This is a genomic window from Prauserella sediminis, from assembly GCF_014195435.1.
GTDB lineage: Bacteria > Actinomycetota > Actinomycetes > Mycobacteriales > Pseudonocardiaceae > Prauserella > Prauserella salsuginis.
On sequence record NZ_JACIBS010000002.1, the window covers coordinates 272,919 to 290,359 of the forward strand.

General features: G+C 72.1%; 16 protein-coding genes. 4 read left to right on the forward strand and 12 right to left on the reverse strand.

Annotated elements, in window-relative coordinates:
- Positions 1-3: 3 nt before the first annotated feature.
- From FB384_RS19640 to FB384_RS19650, 3 genes are read right to left on the reverse strand one after another with little or no spacing between them, the layout of a single operon-like run.
- The gene (locus tag FB384_RS19640) at positions 4-447 is read right to left on the reverse strand and encodes an SRPBCC family protein (protein ID WP_183786178.1); all 444 of its coding nucleotides are present in this window, start codon (positions 445-447) and stop codon (positions 4-6) included.
- A gap of 27 nt (positions 448-474) precedes the next feature.
- Positions 475-1,263 (reverse strand): metallophosphoesterase family protein, encoded by a 789-nt coding sequence (locus FB384_RS19645; RefSeq protein ID WP_183786180.1) that lies wholly within the window; start codon positions 1,261-1,263, stop codon positions 475-477.
- A 4-nt stretch (positions 1,264-1,267) separates the two neighbouring features.
- Positions 1,268-1,684 (reverse strand): polyketide cyclase / dehydrase and lipid transport, encoded by a 417-nt coding sequence (locus FB384_RS19650; RefSeq protein ID WP_183786182.1) that lies wholly within the window; start codon positions 1,682-1,684, stop codon positions 1,268-1,270.
- A 121-nt stretch (positions 1,685-1,805) separates the two neighbouring features.
- Between FB384_RS19650 and FB384_RS19655 the strand changes: the two genes are divergently transcribed.
- Complete coding sequence (locus tag FB384_RS19655; protein WP_183786184.1) at positions 1,806-3,599, forward strand: AMP-dependent synthetase/ligase; 1,794 nt, start codon at positions 1,806-1,808, stop codon at positions 3,597-3,599.
- A gap of 345 nt (positions 3,600-3,944) precedes the next feature.
- On the opposite strand, the gene FB384_RS19660 is transcribed toward FB384_RS19655, so the two are convergent.
- From FB384_RS19660 to FB384_RS19695, 8 genes are all read right to left on the reverse strand, one after another.
- A complete protein-coding gene (locus FB384_RS19660) occupies positions 3,945-5,885 on the reverse strand; it encodes a peptidoglycan D,D-transpeptidase FtsI family protein (protein WP_183786186.1) in 1,941 nt (646 codons plus the stop codon).
- A 53-nt stretch (positions 5,886-5,938) separates the two neighbouring features.
- Complete coding sequence (locus FB384_RS27540) at positions 5,939-6,826, reverse strand: hypothetical protein (RefSeq protein WP_183786188.1); 888 nt, start codon at positions 6,824-6,826, stop codon at positions 5,939-5,941.
- The gene (gene rsmH, locus FB384_RS19670; RefSeq protein ID WP_183786191.1) at positions 6,823-7,782 is read right to left on the reverse strand and encodes a 16S rRNA (cytosine(1402)-N(4))-methyltransferase RsmH; all 960 of its coding nucleotides are present in this window, start codon (positions 7,780-7,782) and stop codon (positions 6,823-6,825) included. Before rsmH ends, FB384_RS27540 begins: the two co-directional genes overlap by 4 nt.
- 199 nt (positions 7,783-7,981) lie before the next feature.
- Positions 7,982-8,413, reverse strand: a complete 432-nt coding sequence (gene mraZ, locus FB384_RS19675) for a division/cell wall cluster transcriptional repressor MraZ (RefSeq protein WP_183652950.1) — start codon at positions 8,411-8,413, stop codon at positions 7,982-7,984.
- A gap of 444 nt (positions 8,414-8,857) precedes the next feature.
- Positions 8,858-9,643: an ESX secretion-associated protein EspG gene (locus FB384_RS19680; RefSeq protein ID WP_183786193.1), complete on the reverse strand. Its 786-nt coding sequence runs from the start codon at positions 9,641-9,643 to the stop codon at positions 8,858-8,860.
- Positions 9,640-10,284, reverse strand: coding sequence for a PE-PGRS family protein (locus FB384_RS19685; RefSeq protein WP_183786195.1), 645 nt, complete (start codon positions 10,282-10,284; stop codon positions 9,640-9,642). Before FB384_RS19685 ends, FB384_RS19680 begins: the two co-directional genes overlap by 4 nt.
- A complete protein-coding gene (locus tag FB384_RS19690; protein ID WP_258935934.1) occupies positions 10,281-10,856 on the reverse strand; it encodes a DUF3558 domain-containing protein in 576 nt (191 codons plus the stop codon). Before FB384_RS19690 ends, FB384_RS19685 begins: the two co-directional genes overlap by 4 nt.
- 62 nt (positions 10,857-10,918) lie before the next feature.
- Positions 10,919-11,314: a hypothetical protein gene (locus tag FB384_RS19695; protein WP_183786197.1), complete on the reverse strand. Its 396-nt coding sequence runs from the start codon at positions 11,312-11,314 to the stop codon at positions 10,919-10,921.
- Positions 11,315-11,541: 227 nt separating this feature from the next.
- On the opposite strand from FB384_RS19695, the gene FB384_RS19700 reads away from it, so the two are divergent.
- From FB384_RS19700 to FB384_RS19710, 3 genes are all read left to right on the forward strand, one after another.
- Entirely contained in the window at positions 11,542-12,735 is a 1,194-nt protein-coding gene (locus tag FB384_RS19700) for an AAA family ATPase (RefSeq protein WP_258935935.1), read from the forward strand.
- Positions 12,736-12,866: 131 nt separating this feature from the next.
- A complete protein-coding gene (locus tag FB384_RS19705) occupies positions 12,867-14,138 on the forward strand; it encodes a DUF58 domain-containing protein (RefSeq protein ID WP_183786417.1) in 1,272 nt (423 codons plus the stop codon).
- On the forward strand, positions 14,135-16,633 hold the full coding sequence (locus tag FB384_RS19710; RefSeq protein WP_323985320.1) for a transglutaminase family protein: 2,499 nt from the start codon (positions 14,135-14,137) through the stop codon (positions 16,631-16,633). Before FB384_RS19705 ends, FB384_RS19710 begins: the two co-directional genes overlap by 4 nt.
- Positions 16,634-16,957: 324 nt before the next feature.
- On the opposite strand, the gene FB384_RS19715 is transcribed toward FB384_RS19710, so the two are convergent.
- Positions 16,958-17,374: a DUF3040 domain-containing protein gene (locus FB384_RS19715; RefSeq protein WP_183786202.1), complete on the reverse strand. Its 417-nt coding sequence runs from the start codon at positions 17,372-17,374 to the stop codon at positions 16,958-16,960.
- Between the last annotated feature and the right edge of the window lie 67 nt (positions 17,375-17,441).

Genomic DNA, 17,441 nt, shown 5'->3' on the forward strand with positions numbered 1-17,441 from the left:
GCGTTAGCCCTCGGCCTCGACGCGCTTCTTCAGTTCCTTCAGAGCAGTGTCCATGATCATTTTCTCGGCCTTGCGCCGCAGCATTCCGATCATCGGCAGCGCCAGCTCCACGGCCAGCGTGTACGTGACCTTGGTGCGGTCACCGCCGAGCGGTTCGAGCTCGTACCTGCCGTTCTGGGTCTTCTGCATCTGGCCTTTCACCAGATGCCAGCTCACCGACAACCCGTCGTCGGCCCAGTCGTACTCGAGCGTGTAGACGTCCTTGACCGGGCCCGAGTCGAGCGTGAACCGCACCTGCGTGGCCCGGCCCCGTTCGTCGGTGCCCAGCACCTCGGTATGCTGCACCGCCTTGGCCCACTCCGGATAGGCAGGCAGATCGGCGATGACGGCCATGATCTGCTCCGGAGGGGCATCGACCTCGATGGACTGCGTGGACTGGTCGGCCATGGCGCTAGAGCGTAGCGGTCCGGTGTTTCACCATCGCAGCACGTAGGGCCGCGGGTCGCGCTTGAAATGTCCCACGTTGCGGCATTCGGTCACCCCGACCCGCTTCGCAGCGGCCAGCGGCTGGTGAACGTGGCCGAACAGCGACCACCGGGGCCGCTCCCGCACGATCAGGTCGGCAAGCGCCTCCGAGCCGAGCTCACCCCGCCGCGCGACGACGTCGTAGGTCAGTTCCGGCAGCGCGGGCGGGATGTGACTGCACAGCACGTCCACGCCGGTCAACCCGGCGACGGCCTTGTCGAACTCCTCACGCGTGCGCAGGTAGGGCCGCCACGCCTGGTCGCGCCGCGGCGCCGCACCCTCCGGCAGCACCGCACCCCCGACGAACCCGAACCGGAGCCCGCCGATGTCGCAGACCTCACCGTCGACGAAGTGCAGGCCGGGCGCCTCGAACTCCGGCCACAGCGCGGGGGCGTCCACGTTGCCGGGGATCGCATAGGTCGGCGCGGGCAGCACGCCGAACAGTCGCGTGTACTGCTCGCGCACGGCCTCGTCGACCGCGGACCGCGGGTCGTCCAGGCTTCCCCACAGCCGTTTCGACAGCTCGACCATCTCCCGCCTGCGGCCTTCGCGGCGCAGCGTGGCGAAGGTGGCGACGTGCTCGGCGCCGAACAGCGAACCGAGGATGCCGCCACCGTGCTCGTGGTAGTCGACGAAATCGATCAGGTCACCGAGCACGACGAGCGCATCGGCACCGTCCCCGGCGCGCGCCAGCGCCTCGGCGTTGCCGTGCACGTCGGAGACCACATGAACCCGCACGTGATCATTCTACCGCCGCCGGCGGCGGCATCCCGGCGGCGCGGCCGTCCTCCAGCGTCACCTTCAGGTCCAGCGCGATCGCCTTCGCCGCACGCGCCCGTCGGTCGAACTCGCGCCGCAGGAGCGCACCGGAGAGGCGCTGGCCTTCACCCGTGACGGGGGTAGCGCGCAGGAAATAGTGCAGCAGGGTGCCGTCGAGCACGGGTTCCAGCCACACCTCCATCGTGCCGACCAGCGCGCCCCGCACGGTCCAGCGCAAGCCCTGATCGCCGCGGTCGGTATAGACTTCCAAGACCAGGTCGGGCCAGTACCGCCGCCACGCCGCCGGGTCCGCGAAGACCGCGGCGAGTGTGCTCGGGGGCACGGTCAGGAAGGTCTCGTCGACGATGTCGAGCGCAGGCTCGGATTCGGATCCGGTCACGGTTGCGAGATGGTATGCGCCTCACAACACGCGCACACCCACCCATGGTGAACGGCACCGGCACCGGCTAAGTTGACCGGCGAGTAACAACGTTGTTTGGAATCCCACTGCGGAGGTTGACGTGCGCGAATACAGCGCCCCAGCACTACGGCCCATCGCCGACGACGAGAACGCCTCCGACGTCGTCTGGGCCAACGCCGAGCGGTTCGGCGACACCGTGAGCTTCCGTCGACTGATCGACGGGTCGTGGCGCGACGTCACCGCGCGCACCTTCGCCGCCGAAGTGCTCTCCGCCGCCAAGGGCCTCATCGCCGCCGGTATCGAGCGCGGCGACCGGGTCGGCCTGATGTCGAAGACCCGCTACGAGTGGACCCTGTTCGACTTCGCGATCTGGGCCGCGGGCGGCGTCACCGTGCCCATCTACGAGACGTCCTCGGCCGAGCAGGTCCACTGGATCCTGTCCGACTCGGGCGCCAAGGCGGTCATCGTCGAGACCGACGAGCACACCGCCGCCCTCGGCGAGGTCCGCGACCGGCTGCCCGAGCTGGCCCACGCCTGGCAGATCGACGGCGGCGACCCCGCGGTCGAGGCGCTGACCGCGCTCGGCGCCGACCGCGCCGACGACGACGTCCACACCCGCCGCCGCTCCGTGGGGGCCGACGACGTCGCCACGATCTGCTACACGTCCGGCACGACGGGCAGGCCGAAGGGCGTCACCCTCACCCACCGGAACCTGCTCTCCGAGGTGCGGGCCGACATCGACGCGTTCCCGGATCTGATGGAGTCCGGCAACTCGCTGCTGCTGTTCCTGCCGCTCGCCCACATCCTGGCGCGCGCCATCGCCATCACCGCGTTCACCTCCCGCGTCACGCTCGGCCACACCGACACCACGGATCTGGTCTCCGACCTCGGCGCCTTCCGGCCGACGTTCGTGGTCGCCGTGCCGCGCGTGTTCGAGAAGGTCTACAACTCGGCCAAGCTCAAGGCACACGCCGCGGGCAAGGGCAAGATCTTCGACGCGGCCGAGGCGACCGCGATCGCCTACAGCCAGGCCACCGACGCCGGCAAGGTCGGCCTGGGCCTCAAGCTCAAGCACGCGGTGTTCGCCAAGCTCGTCTACAGCAAGCTGCACGCGGCACTGGGCGGGCGGTGCATCGCGGCCGTGTCGGGCGGCGCCCCGCTAGGCACGCGCCTCGCGCACTTCTTCCGCGGTATCGGGGTGCCGGTGTTCGAAGGCTACGGCCTGACCGAGACCACCGCCGCCGCATGCGTCAACACGCGCGATGCCTTCAAGGTCGGCACCGTCGGCAGGCCGGTCGCGGGCACCTCCGTGCGCGTGGCCGAGGACGGTGAGCTCATGCTCTCCGGTGGTGTGGTGTTCGGCGAGTACTGGCGCAACGAACAGGCCACCGCCGAGTCCCTCGAGGACGGCTGGTTCCACACCGGTGATCTGGGCGAGGTCGACGACGAGGGCTTCGTCAAGATCACCGGCAGGAAGAAGGAGATCATCGTGACGGCGGGCGGCAAGAACGTCGCCCCGTCGACGATGGAGGATGCGCTCAAGGCGCACCCGTTGATCAGCCAGGCGATGGTGGTCGGCGACCAGCGTCCGTTCATCGGCGCGCTGGTGACCATCGACGAGGAGTTCTTCCCGACGTGGAAGGAGCAGAACGGCAAGCCCGCCGACGCCACCGTGGCCGACCTGGCCGGGGACGAGAAGCTGCGTGCGGACGTGCAGGCCGCCGTGGACGAGGCGAACAAGCTCGTCTCACACGCCGAGGCTGTCAAGAAGTTCAGCATCCTGCCGCGGGACTTCACCGAGGCGGGCGGCGAGGTCACGCCGAGCATGAAGCTCAAGCGCAATGTCGTCAGCAAGAACTACGCGGGCGACATCGACTCGCTGTACGCCAAGTAGGTCAGCGGCCGGTTCCATGTGGGAGGGGTGCTCACCGCGCGGTGAGCACCCCTCCCACATGTGTGCCTCCTCCCGCCCCACCCGGCGGGTCCGGCACCGCCTGCCGTCCGTCCGCGGTCGCCGCACACGGTCCCCGGCCGCCGCACGATCCCGGCCACGCCGACGTCGCAGACGGATCATCACCGTCCGCTGCGGACATCACCGTCCCCGGGTCCTGCCGCCACTCTCGGGCCGTGCCGCCACGTCCGGATCAGCGGTGCTCCCGGAAGGGGCACCGCCACCGCGACCCGTGGCCGCCCCTCCGGGGTGTCTCGGACCGCGACGGCCGCGGGCCACCGCCGACGGTCACTGCCGCCGAATCAGCGGCACGACCGGCGCCTGCTTGTCCGACAGCGGGATCTCGTACCGCTGCGCCAGGTAGGACGAGATCTGCTTGAACAGCGGCGCGGCCGAGCTGCCCGCGGGCAGCGTCGTGTCCGGAGCGTCGAGCCGGATGCCGACGACGAAACGGGGGTCGTCGGCGGGCAGAATCCCGGTGAACGTGATGTTGTAGAGCTCGTTGCTGTAGGCACCCGTCTTCGGGTCGACCTGCTGACCCGTGCCGGTCTTGCCCGAGATCTGGTACCCCTCGATCGCGGCCTGCGGCGCCGTGCCGCTGTCGTAGAGGTCGCCGTCCTGCGTCGTCGCCCGCAGCATGTTGCGCACCTCGCGGGCGGTCTTCGCACTCACGACGCGCGTGCGCTCCGGCTTCGATTCGGCGACGCGCCTGCCGTCGGGCGTGCGGGTCGCGGCGACGACCCGCGGTTGGACGCGCACGCCGTCGTTCGCGATCGCCTGGTACATCCCCGCCATCTGCAGCACCGTCATCGACAGCCCCTGGCCGATCGGCAGGTTGCCGAACGTGGTGCCCGACCACTGGTTGCGCGGCGGAATGTAGCCGGGGCTCTCGCCCGGCAGGCCGGCACCGGTGCGCTGGCCGAGACCGAACTTCTTCATCAGGTCCATGTACCGGTCGGGGCCGAGCTCCTGGGCGAGCATCAGCGTGCCGACGTTCGACGACTTGGCGAAGATGCCGGTGGTGGTGAACGGCTGCGTGCCGTGTTCCCACGCGTCGCGCACCGTGTGGTCGGCGACCTTCATCGAACCGGGGACCCGGTGGACGTCCCGGGGGCCGGTGACACCGTCCTCGATCGCCCCCGCCGCCGTGACGAGCTTGTTCACCGAGCCCGGTTCGAACGGCTGCGTGACAGCCTCCTCCGTCATGAGGTCCGGGTCGAGGTTGTCCGGGTCGAGGGTCTGCTCGCTCGTCAACCCGTAGATCTCGCCGGTCTTCGAATCCAGCACCACTGCGCTGCCGCCGTCGGCGCGCGATTTCGCGACGTAGTCCGACAGCATCCGCTGCAGGTTGTACTGCACGTCGGAGTCGAGGGTCAGTTCGAGGTCGGACCCGGGAACCGCCGGTTGCACCTCCCGCTCCGTACCCGGGATCACCACGTCGGTGCCCTGCGCCGTGTCCACGACCTGCCGGCCCGGCTCACCCGTCAGCACGCTGTTGCGCGCGCTCTCCAGCCCGGCGAGCCCTTCGATGTTGTGTTTGGACTGGTCCGGCTCCTCCATCCGCCAGTTGGCGAAGCCGACGATGTTCGACCCGATTTTCCCTGCCGGATACTCCCTGCGGGCGCGCTTCTCGTAGCCGATCTCCGGGAACTTCTCCTGGATCTCGTCGGCGACCGACGGCTTCACGTCGTCGACGAGATAGGTGAAGCTCGAATCCTTGTCGCGGAACTTCTCGAGCAGCTCGGACTCGGTCGTCTTGTCCGGCACCTGCTGCGCGATGAACTTCGCGATCTCGGCGACCCGCGTGTCGAAGCTCTCGTCCGAGTCCGGGTTCTTCTTCTCGGCCTCGGACCAGTTCTTGCGCATCAGCCGCAGGTTCGCCCACAGCGTCCTCGTCTCGACGCTGAACGCGAGTTTCGCGCCGTTGCGGTCCACAATGGAACCGCGCTGGGCCGGGATGTCGATCGTGGTGGTGCGCTGCTGCTCGGCGCGCGCCGACAACGCCTCCGCCTGGAATCCCTGCACGTGGACCAGTTTGACGCCGGTGGCGACGAGCACCACGGCGAGCGCGATCCGGCCCGCCACGAACCGGCTCCGCGTACCACGGTCGGCCGGGGCCTGCCCGGCGCGACGAGCCTTCGCCGAGTACGTCCGTCCCACCGGGCCGCGCCCCCGCGACGGCGCCTTACCGCTCGCGCCCCCCGCACCAGCCGGTCGTTTCGGTCGCATCGGTCCCCTCCGGATCACTCACACTCTCCCCGCCCGCGCCGACGGGCGGGGAGTCAGTCGGCCGTCTCCTGGCCGTCGGACTCGGCAGCCCGGTCATCGGCGCCGGCGTCCCCAGTGTCACCGCTGCGGGAGCTGTCGTCGCCACTGCCGCGGTCACCGCGCGTGTCGGCTCCGGCCTGCTGGTCACGCTGCTGGCCGCGTTGCCCGTCCGGTGCGTCGTCGTCCGGTTCGTCGCCGCCCCGTGCGTCGTTCCCCCGCGAGTCGTTCCCCTCCGAGTCGTTCCCCTGCGAGTCGTTCCCCTGCGAGTCGTTGTCGGCTGCGTTGCCGCCATCCCGGCCGCCACCACCGTCGGCGGCCCGGCCGTCGTTCCCGTGCTCGGCGGGCTGTTGCGGCGCGGGCCCGTTCGCGCGCTTCGGCTCGCCGACCACGCGCACCGCGCCGTCGGTGGCCACGACGAGCCGCGCCGGATCGCCGCCCGGGACCATGCCAAGCGCCTCGGCCCGTTCGGCGAGCTGTGCCGGCGCACCGGCCGACGCGACCGCACGCTGGAGTTCCTCGGACCGTTCGGCCAGCGAGTCGTTGTTCTGGCGGAGTTGTTCGAGCCGGTACGAATCGGAGATCGCCTGGGTCGAGAGCCACAGCGTCGTCGCCACTCCCACGGCCATCAACGCCATGAGCATCAGCACGAACGACGCCCGGGACCGCGGCCACCGGAGCTGCAGGCGCAGCCTGCGCGGCTCGGGCGTCTCGCTGCGTTCGGTCTGCCGCTGCAGCGCCTCGACGCGCTGCGCCCGGCGAGCGTAGGCGCGCTCTGCCGCAGAGCTGCGGCGGCGCGGCGAGCCGGTCGCGGGAGCGGAAGCCGGTGCCTGCCTCGTGCCACGCCGCGGACTCTGCCGCGGCCGCTCGACCGGCTGGGAACGAGGACGTGCGGGTGCAGTCATGAGGCAGCCGCTCCAATCCGCTCGGCCGCGCGCAGACGTACCGACGCCGCACGCGGGTTGTGCTCGATCTCCTGCTCGCCCGCCTTCTCGGCACCGCGGGTGAGCAGGCGGAACTCGGGGCCGTGGCCGGGAAGCTCGACGGGCAGTCCCTCCGGGGTCCGCGAGGCGGCACGGTCGGCGAGGGTCCGCTTGACGATGCGGTCCTCGAGCGAGTGGTAGGCCTCGACGACGATGCGACCGCCTTCGCCGAGCGCGTCGAGCGCGGCCGGCACGGCGGTACGCAGCACGTCCAGCTCCTGGTTCACCTCGATACGCAGGGCCTGGAACGTCCGCTTCGCCGGATGCCCGCCGGTGCGCCTGCTGGCGGCGGGCACGACGTCGTAGAGCAACCGGACGAGCCGCTCACTGCGGTCGAAGGGCTCGGACTCCCGTTCGGCGACGATCGCCTTGGCGATCCGCTGGGCGAACCGTTCCTCGCCGTACTCGCGCAGGATGCGGGACAGCTCCGGGACCGAGTACGTGTTGAGCACATCGGCGGCACGCAGACCCGTGGTCTGGTCCATGCGCATGTCCAGCGGAGCGTCCTGAGCGTAGGCGAAGCCACGGTCGGCGACGTCGAGTTGCATCGACGAGACACCCAGGTCCATGAGCACGCCGTCCACATGCGACAGGCCGAACTCGTCGAGGACGTCGGGCAGCGCGTCGTACACGGCGTGGACGTACTCGACACGGTCCCCGTGGCGCGCCAGCCGCTGCCGGGCGCGCTCGAGTGCGTTCGGGTCCCGGTCCAGACCGATGAGCCGCAACCGTGGATGTGCCGCCAGCAGGGCGTCGGCGTGGCCGCCGAGACCGAGTGTCGTGTCGACGAGAACGGCGTCGCGGTCGGCCACCGCGGGAGTCAGCAGCGCGGTGACCCGGTCCAGCAGCACGGGCAGGTGCGCGGAGTCACTGGTCACTGCGCCCCCTTCCGTCCCGCCCCACCGGGACTGTCCTCCCCGACGCGGGGCGGATGCCTACAGGTTGCGGGCCTGATACCGGGGAAGGTGCATCAGGGCCGCAGCCTGAGGGCATCCGCGCCCACGTCGTCCGTTCGTTGCTTCCCGCGTCCCCGACAACTCGGGAAGCACGCCATGACCGGATCTCCGGTTTCCCGCGTCAGAAGACACCGGGCAGGATCTCCTCCTGCGCCTTGGCGTAGTTGTCCTCGTTCTCGTCCAGATAGGACTGCCACGCCTCGGAATCCCAGATCTCCAGCCTGGTGATCGCCCCGATCACCACGCATTCCTTGTTGAGCCCGGCATAGCGCCGCAACTCGGGTGCGATCGGAATCCGACCCTGGCTGTCCGGTCGCTGTTCGTCGGTTCCCGCGAACAGGTACCGCTGGTAGGCCCGCACCGATTCGTTCGTGAACGGGGCCTCCGCGACCTTCCTGGCCATCTGTTCGAACTCCGCTCGCGGGAAGACGTAGAGGCAGTGGTCCTGACCTTTGGTGATCATCAGACCCCCAGCCAACGCTTCCCGGAACTTCGAGGGCAGCGTCAACCGCCCTTTGTCGTCCAGCTTCGGGGTGTGAGTGCCGAGGAACATCGGCCTCCACCTCCCCTGCCGAGCCCGCAATCCGTCCCGTCGGACCCGCCGGCATCGACCACGGAGCTCCCTTCCGCCCCACTGCTCACCACCGTACCCCACTTCTCCCCACAGTCAACGTGAAAAGCCGGGAAACAGGATCGAACCAGTGGCGTTCACCCAGGTCACAGCCGTGGTTCTACAGTGGGGGACGGTGGGGGAAGATCGCCGCCCCGGGGGATGTAGTCGACCTCCCGACGCCCACAAGACGCCCGCTATGCCCGATTCGCGGGCGAAATTCGCCGTTCGGCAGGTCCGGTGGGTGACAGTGGGGAACCGTCGTCCCCGAAGTGGGGAGCACCGTGGGGAGCCCCCCCCCGGAGTGGATGGGACCACCGGTGGGGAGCGGGGTGGGGAACCATGGTCGCCGGCGTCCGGGGCGGGCGGCCGTGGGCGCGAACGCCGTCAGCGGCGGCCGGGTGCCGCAGGGGACCCGGCGACGGTGATCTGTTCCCCTGCGAGGAGGTCGGCGAGACGGGCCGCCACGCGCTCACGGCCGGTGGGCGCCACCGTCAGCCAGGGATCGCCGGCGGGGCCGGGCCGGACGACGGCCGTGTAAGCGCCCACGTCGGTGAGGAACCAGCTGATGCCACCCTGCCTGACGAGCCGGGTCGCCTCGCGGCGGTACACGGAGAACTGTCCTGCCGACAGCACCGGTCGTGCCTGGATGGCCAGCACCTCGCGCACCTGGCGGTCGTGGGCGCGCGAACCGGTGCCGCCCTCGTAGACCGGATCGGCGGCCGTGTCGAGGGTGGCCGACGGCAGGCTCACGCCGTGTCCTGGCCCGCCCTCGACATCGGGCAGGATCGCCGCCGCCTCTGCACAGGCGCGGTCGCGTGCGACGGCGTCGAGACCGATGGTGCGGTTCGGCTGGACGGCCAGCACTCCCCTGCCGTCGGGCAGTTGCGCAACCAGTCCGCGGAGTGGTTCGGGGTCGGCCGCGTCGAACAGCACTTCGCACTCGATCGTCGCAGCCGCCGCAGCGATGCCGGCCAGCCGGCCGCGCAGCGCCTCGTCCAGTTCGCCGGGGTACAGACCGCGGTCGGCGAGGTTGGCGTAGACATCTCGGCGGATGCTCGCGCGTTCGTCCTCGGTGCGGCCCACGCTCGGCACGGCGAGCACGGACGGCGGCGCGCCGAGTTCCAGGTCCGACCAGAGCACGTCGAACGCCGATGCCGAGAGGCGGATCATGCCGGGCCGCTCAGCGACGGCGGCACCGTGAACGAGGGCACCCGCGCCGCGTCGCGCAGCGCGAGATCACGCGCGTGCAGCACGTCGATGGCCCGGCGCCGCGCCTCCTCGGCCTCGGCGCGACGCTCCGCCATCACGTCGGTCAGACCGGCCAGGGCGGCCAGGTCGCCGGTGCCCATGGCGTCACGGATCATCGCGCCCGGGTCGTACGAGACCGGATCCGGCATCGCCGACCGCGCGTGCGCCGACGCACCCGTCTGCGCCGACACGGCATCGCCCAGCGTGCCGGCGGTCGCCGCGGCCTGTCCTGCCCAGGCGGTGGCCCGGCCCAGCGCCGCCCGCAGCGCCTGGCCGGCCTCGCCCTGCCACGCCTCCTCCGAGGCTGCGGCCGTGCCGGCCAGTTGCTCGCTCGCCTGCTGCAGCGTGCGACCGAGGCTCCGCCATCCCGTGCCGATCTCACCGGCGGACTCGGGATCGTTGCCGCTGTCGACGATGTCCTTGAGCTGCTCGTGGCTGTACCACTCGTACCGCACTCCCGGTTCCGGGAGTGCGGGGCCGGCGGTGCCCTCTCCCCCGGCGGCGCCCGCACCGCCCTGTGGTGACCCGCCGTGGGACGGCTCGCTGGGTGACGGCTCGCTCATCCGGCCCTCCCGGGAAGATCGGGTGCAATCAGCTCCGCCACGGCCGACGCACGGTCGCAGGACTCGCTGGTACCGCGGAAGTCCGCCGTGGAGACATCGATGTGGACCGACGCGGCCGGCCCCGCGGCGAGCAGCACCGTGCAGGTGCCGTCGTCGGCGGCGGGATCGGCGACGCGCCGCGCCTCGCGCCCCGCGATCTGCAGCGGGGTCGTCTGCCCCTCCGGCTGCAGCTCGGCCAGTGCGGACGTGGTGTCGAACGTGACGGTGACGCCGCCGGCACCCGGCTCGGTGTAGTCGCAGGCGCGGACCGAGCCGACGGTGCGCCGCTCCCCCGGCACGGTCAGCCCGGCCGTCGACCGCTCGGCGGGCGTCAGCCACGCACACGGATCCGGATCGGCCGTCACCGCGCTCGCGGACGGTGCCGTCGTTCCCGACGGCCCGGTCTCCACCGGCGTGTCCGGCGACGCACCGCCTGCACCCGCCGCCGCGTCCCCGCCGGCCTCGCCGCACGCCGACACCCCGAGCAGAGCCGCACCGGACAGCGCCGCCACGAGCCCCGCGCGGAGCTTCACCGCACCACCGCTGCGTACACCCTCACCCGTTCCGGTACCGCGCGGCCGGCCTAACCACCGGTTCACCCGCCGTGACAATCGACGCCCTTCAACTCGCCCTCGGCCTGCTCGTCCTGACTGCGGTACTGCTCGAGCGCGGTGGTGATCCGGGATCGCAGATCCGCCAGCTCCCTGCCGAACGCCACGAGCGCGTCCGAGACCGCACCCGAGGCCGGTTCGGCCCCGCCCGCGGGGTCGATGCCGTAGCGGGCCATGAACTCGCCGATCTCCCCGGCGTAGCCACCGCCGAGCGGCACCGATCGGCCGAGCACCTTCGCCTCCCGGACGAGCCTGCCGACGACGTCCTGGAGGTCATTGATCTGCTGCAACGCGTCCTCGGCCAGCTCCGGCGCCACGGCGAAGGTGCCGGCCGGCACGTCGACCGGGCCCGTGACGGGGGTGGGCGTACCACTGGTCATCGCGAGGTGCCTCTCCGTAACCGGACGGTTCCAGCCCGCAATCCTAGGCGACCGTGTGCCGGTGTCCAGCCCGCCACTCGTCTCGCGCGGCCGCGGTGGCCGTGCGCCTGCGGCCGTGTGCCCGGTGTCACCGAGGCACCACGCGGGGTGAATCCCCTCGTTTCGCCCGTGTTTGACACACTTCATGGGAGTCTGGAGCAGGGCGCATGCACGAATGTGGAGGTCGCGTGACGTCGAGAGGGCACACTGCCGCAACCACCGAGACGTTCGGTGACCGCCCCGCGTATCCGACGGCCGGAACGCCCGCACCGCACGCGGTCCTCGGCGACCTGCACGACACGGCACAGCGCATCGGCGCGAACGTGGAACGCGTGCTGGTCGGCAAGCCCGACGTCGTCCGCATCGCACTGGTCACCCTGCTGTCCGAGGGGCACCTGCTCGTCGAAGACGTCCCCGGCGTCGGCAAGACCTCCCTCGCCAAGGCGCTGGGCCGGTCCATCGACTGCACCGTGAGCCGTATCCAGTTCACCCCCGACCTCATGCCGAGCGACGTCACCGGCGTGTCGATCTACAACCGCCAGCAGGCGACGTTCGAGTTCCGCCCCGGTCCGGTGTTCGCGAACATCGTCGTCGGCGACGAGATCAACCGCGCCTCTCCCAAGACCCAGTCCGCGCTGCTGGAGTGCATGGAGGAACGGCAGGTCACCGTCGACACGACGACGTACCCGCTCGACTCGCCGTTCATGGTCATCGCCACGCAGAACCCGATCGAGATGGAGGGCACCTACGCGCTCCCCGAGGCCCAGCGCGACCGCTTCACCGCGCGCGTCTCGGTCGGCTACCCGGACCCGCAGGCCGAACTGGCGATGGTCGACGAGCACGCGGGCCACAACCCGCTCGAGGACCTCACGCCGGTGTCGGACGGCGAGACCGTGCATCAGCTGGCCCGCGCCGTCCAGCAGCTGCACGTCGCGCCCGAGGTGCGGCAGTACGCGGTCGACCTGGTGTCGGCCACCCGGCAGCTGCCGGAACTGCGGCTCGGCGCCTCCCCGAGGGCGACGCTGCAGTTGGTCCGCGCCGCGCGCGCCCAGGCCGCGCTCGCCGGCCGCGAGTTCGTCGTGCCGGACGATCTGCACGCGGTCGCCGTGCCCGTACTGGCCCACCGGCTCGTCCTCACGACCGAGGCACTCGCCGCACGCCGCTCCGCCTCGGACGTCATTCACACCGTCCTGCAGCGGGTTCCCGTGCCCCAGCGCGGCGCGCCGGCGGGTGGGGCGGCCGGCACCGGAGCACCCGGTGCCGGCGCCCGCCCGCCGGTACCGCACTCCGCCAACGGCCACGGCGGCCAGCCGGCGCGGCCGGGTGCCGGTGCGGGCCAGCCCGGCGCGCCGGACGGCCACGGCGGCCCGTACGGCCACTGAACACGGATCCGACCATGACCAGCTACGCGGCGGGCGATCCGGCTCCGCGGACACCTGCCGGCAGGCCCGCGAGCGGCACCGGGTCCGAGCGAGCGACGGCACCCCCGGCGGTGCGACCGCGCCGCCGGGTCCTGCCACGCGCGCTGTCGGGCCTGACCACCCGCGGCCGCTGCCTGCTCGCCGCGGGCGTCGCCGCAGCGGTCTGCGCCGTGGTCCTCGACGAGCGCGGGCTGCTCCGCGTCGCGGCCTTCGTCGTGGCACTGCCCCTGCTGGCGGCGGCGCTCGCGGCGGCGTCCAAGGTGCGGATCGGGGCGCGGCGCACCGTCACCCCCGAGCGCGTTCCCGCGGGTGGCGACGGCGACGTGTGCCTCGACCTGTGGCGCACCGGCCGGCTCCCCGCCGGGGAGATCCTGCTCGAAGACCGCCTGCCGCCCCCGCTCGGCCCGCGGCCACGGTTCGTGGTGGAACGGCTCCCCCACCACCCCGTCACGTTGCGCTACCCGATCCGGCCCGGCATGCGCGGTGTCCACCGCATCGCCGCGCTGCGGGCGACGATCACCGATCCGTTCGGGCTCTGCGAGGTCGAACGCGATCTCGCGGCGCCGTCGCCGGTCGTGGTCGTGCCACGGGTCACCCCGCTGCGCGGCCGTCCCGGCGGCGCGGGCACCGGCGGGGTCGACAGCGGCAGCAACCGCCACCACGCGGGCCAGGGTGACCCGGACGTCATGGTGCGCCAGTACCGCACGGGCGACGACATGCGGAAGGTGCACTGGCGCTCCACCGCGCGCCGCGACGAGATCATGGTGCGCGTCGAGGAACGGCCGTGGCGGGGCGGCACCACCGTCCTGCTCGACCGCCGTGCCGCCGCGCACCACGGCGTCGGCCACCCCGACGGCAGCCTCGAATGGGCCGTCGAATTCGCCGCGAGCGTGTGCGTGCACCTGAGCGGTTCCGGCAGCCCCGTGCGCCTTGCCGACGAGCGCGGCGACGTCCTGGCCGACCTCCCTGACGGTGCGGGCCCGGCGGGCGGCGGTGTCGTCCTCGACGCGCTGGCCGCCCTGCAGCCCGCCCACGAACGCGACCTCGCCGTCTCCTCCGGCCCGGCACACGCGCAGGGCCACGAGCTGATCGCCGTGCTCGGCACCGTCGGCGGCCACGGCATCGCCGAGCTGACCCACACCCGCCCCCGCGGAGCGCCCAGCCTCGCGGTGCTGGTCGACACCGCGTCGTGGCAGCAGCCCGGTGGCGGTCCCACCGCGGCCGTCACCGACACGGCCGCGCTGCTGCGGGCCGCGGGCTGGCGCGTCGTCGTCGCAGGCCGGCGCGCGGACGTCGCGGACATCTGGGCGCAGCTGTGCCGCGCCACGGCGACCACCCCGCTGCAGGCGGGTGGTTCCCGGTGAGCGCGCCCGCACCGACCGCACCGCCACCGCCCGGCCCGGAGACCGCACCGTCACGCTGGCGGCCACGGGTGAGCCTGCACGGCATCGTCGGACCGCTCATGGCGGCGCTCGCGACGATCGCCGTCGCCACGGCGCTCACCGGCGTCGTGCAGGGCTGGTCCTGGTTCGGCGACATCGTGACGGCGGCGCTGCTCATCGCGGGCACCGGGATCGTGCTGCGCATCCTGCGACTGCACCCGTTCCTCGTCGGCGCCGCCCAACTGGGGGCGCTGCTCCTGCTCGTCACCGGATCGTTCACCACCGGTGGTGTGCTCGGCCTGTTCCCGGGGCCGCAGGCGTTCGGCGAACTGCACCAGGTGCTGACAGCCGGTTTCGCCGACATCCGCACCGGACTCCCGCCGGTCGAGGCCAGTGCCGGCATCCGCTGCCTGATCATGATCACCGTCGGGCTCGTCGCGCTGGTGGTCGATCTGCTCGCGGTGACCGCCGCCGCTCCGGCGGCGACCGGTCTCCTCCTGTTGTGCGTCTACGCCGTGCCGTCGGCACTCACCCCGGAACTGCTGCCGTGGTGGACGTTCGTGCTCGGTGTCGTCGCGTACGCCGCGCTGCTGGCCGTCGACGGCAGCCACCGGCACCGGGTGTGGCGCACCCGCGCCCCCGCCCGGGGATCGGGGGCCGGTGTGGGGTCGATGGCCGCTCCGTCGGGACTCGTCGCCACCGCCGTCGCAGCGGGTCTACTCGCGGGCGCGACGCTGACCTTCGTCGGCACCGAAGGCAGCCTGCCGGGCTCGGAACCCGACCGACAGTCGGCCCCCGGCGGACTCGGCGTGGAACCGTTCACCTCGCTGCGCGGCATGCTCGGCGACCGCACCCCCACCCGGATGTTCGAGGTAGACGGCCTCGGCGACAACGCGCCGCTGATGCGCGCGTTCACGCTGTCCCGGTACATACCCGGGCAGGGCTGGGGGCTGCCGGACGGGCGCCGCATGCCTGCGGGTCGTCCCGCCGACGGTCCGCTGCCGACGGTGCCGGGCGACACGGTCTCCGGGGAGGCACGGACCGTCCGGGTCACGCCCGTCAACTGGTTCGACGTCTGGCTGCCGACCTACGGGAAGATCCGCAACCTCGATCCGCCTCCGGGCGACTGGTACTACGACCCGGGCAGCGGGTCGGTGTACAGCGAGGACAGGCGCAGACCGCGGTCCTACACGATGACGACGTCGCTGTCCGAACCGACGCGGGAGCAACTACGCGCCGCCGGCACCGTCTCCGGACCCGATCCGCGGTACCGGGAGGTCGCCCGGATCGACCCACGCGTGCGTGCCCTCGCACAGGACCTCACCTCCGACGCGCCGACGACGTTCGGCAAGGCACAGGCCGTGTGGCGGTACTTCACCGACCCGTCCAACGGCTTCGTCTACGACACCGAGACCGCACCGGCGTCCGATCCGGACGCGCTCGCCGACTTCGTCCTGCGCGGCAAACGCGGCTTCTGCGAGCAGTACGCCTCCGCCATGGCGGTCATGCTCCGTTCCCTCGACGTGCCGTCCCGGGTCGCGGTCGGGTTCACCCGCGGCACCACCGACGGTCAGGGCACCCGCGTGCTCACCTCGGAGGACGCCCACGCGTGGGTCGAGGTCTATTTCGGCGACGAGCTCGGCTGGGTGACGTTCGACCCCACCCCGCTCACCAACGGCCGCGGATACACGCCCGACTACCTCGACACCGAGGACAACCCGGCTCCCGACGACCCGGACGAGTCGTCGCAGGTTCCGGACAGTTCGACGCCCGCATCGGAACCGTCCCGGCCCGCCGACGCTCCGGAGCAGCAGGCCCGCGGCGAGGGCGCCGGACCGCCGCCGCAGTGGCCCGGCTGGCTGGCCGGCATCCTGCTGGTGCTGACCACCGGCGGGGTCGCCGTGCTGGGCAGACGCGTCGCCACGACCCGCGCCGCACCCGTCGCCGTGGTCTCGGCAGTGGTCGCCGCCTGGGGTGTCACGCTGGTGCTGGCCGCGTGGCTCGTGCACTGGGCCGTTGCACTCGGCGTGTTCGTCGTCGTCGCCGGACTCCTCGGACCTGCGTGCGCCCGGGAGCTGATCCGCCGCCGGCGGCTCGCCGAGGTCTCCCGCGTGACAGCGGCGTCACCGGACGCCGCGTGGCGCGAGGTACGGGCCGAATGCACCGACCGAGGACTCGACCTGCCGTCCACGGCGACACTCCGGCAGGCCGCGGAGACGATCGGCGACCGGCTCGAACTCGACGACACCGGCCGCCGCGAGCTGCAGACGATCGTCTCCGCCGTGGAGCGGGCGTGGTACAGCCCGGCCGCGGGTGCCGGTGAGGAAGGACACGGCTCCGCGCAACCGGAGGACTCCCCACGGCCGAAACTGGACCACGCACTCGCGGGCCTGCGCGAGAGCCTCGCCCGCTGCGCACCGTTGTCGTGGCGGCGACGGGTACTGCCGCGGTCGCTGCTGCACCGCCGCGACCGCTGAACCCGCGAGCACCCCGGCCCGCGGCGATCCGCCCGGTCCCGCGTTCACGCCAGCCCGCGTTCGTTCCGGCCCACGGCGATCACCCAACGGGACAGGCTCGACGCGACGGTGCCGGATCCGGCAACCACGGGACGCTTTCGGGCACTGGCGAGGAGCCGGTTCCGGTCGAGTGGGGTCGACACAACTCGAGCAGGGCTCCCGCGAGGGGAGCCCTGCTCGAGAACGGCTGTGCGGTCGGCGCGATCCGGCGCCGGACGGGTCACACCTGCACGGGAACCCGGGCCTCGGTGACCCGCCGTCGCGGCGTGGACCGGACGGGCGTCGTCATCTGTCGTCGAACCGCTGGCGGAGCCGGTCCTCCATCCGTTGGGAGAACGAACTGCGCCGACGTTGAGCGGCACCGGACGAACCGCCACCGGATCCGCCCGAACCGTTGCCGGATTCCTCCTCCGGCTCCCCACCTGCTCGCATGGCAGTGACGACGAGCACCACCCCCAAGAACATCGCCAGGAAGCCGAACACGCTGATCAGCGGGATCTCGGCCACCCGCACCGGCACGACGACGCCGAGCACGAGCAGGCCGATGCCCACCACGAACAGCGCGGCGCCCTGCAGGCGCCTGCCCCGCTTCGGGCGGCGTACCTTCGCGCCGCGTACCGACGATGCGAACTTGGGGTCCTCGGCATAGAGCTCGCGCTCGATCTGATCGAGCAGCCGCTGCTCATGCTCGGAGAGTGGCATCTTTCCTCCTCCGGCACAGCGCTTCCCGGCGCCACCTGGCGGCACCGGACCGCATTTAAACGTGGAC

Bases quoted from the DNA above. Each gene is read 5' to 3' on its own strand.
- FB384_RS19640 (WP_183786178.1), bottom strand. From the start codon at position 447: ATGGCCGACCAGTCCACGCAGTCCATCGAGGTCGATGCCCCTCCGGAG.
- FB384_RS19685 (WP_183786195.1), bottom strand. From the start codon at position 10,284: ATGAGCGAGCCGTCACCCAGCGAGCCGTCCCACGGCGGGTCACCACAG.
- FB384_RS19660 (WP_183786186.1), bottom strand. From the start codon at position 5,885: ATGCGACCGAAACGACCGGCTGGTGCGGGGGGCGCGAGCGGTAAGGCG.
- mraZ (WP_183652950.1), bottom strand. From the start codon at position 8,413: ATGTTCCTCGGCACTCACACCCCGAAGCTGGACGACAAAGGGCGGTTG.
- FB384_RS19695 (WP_183786197.1), bottom strand. From the start codon at position 11,314: ATGACCAGTGGTACGCCCACCCCCGTCACGGGCCCGGTCGACGTGCCG.
- FB384_RS19680 (WP_183786193.1), bottom strand. From the start codon at position 9,643: ATGATCCGCCTCTCGGCATCGGCGTTCGACGTGCTCTGGTCGGACCTG.
- FB384_RS19715 (WP_183786202.1), bottom strand. From the start codon at position 17,374: ATGCCACTCTCCGAGCATGAGCAGCGGCTGCTCGATCAGATCGAGCGC.
- FB384_RS27540 (WP_183786188.1), bottom strand. From the start codon at position 6,826: ATGACTGCACCCGCACGTCCTCGTTCCCAGCCGGTCGAGCGGCCGCGG.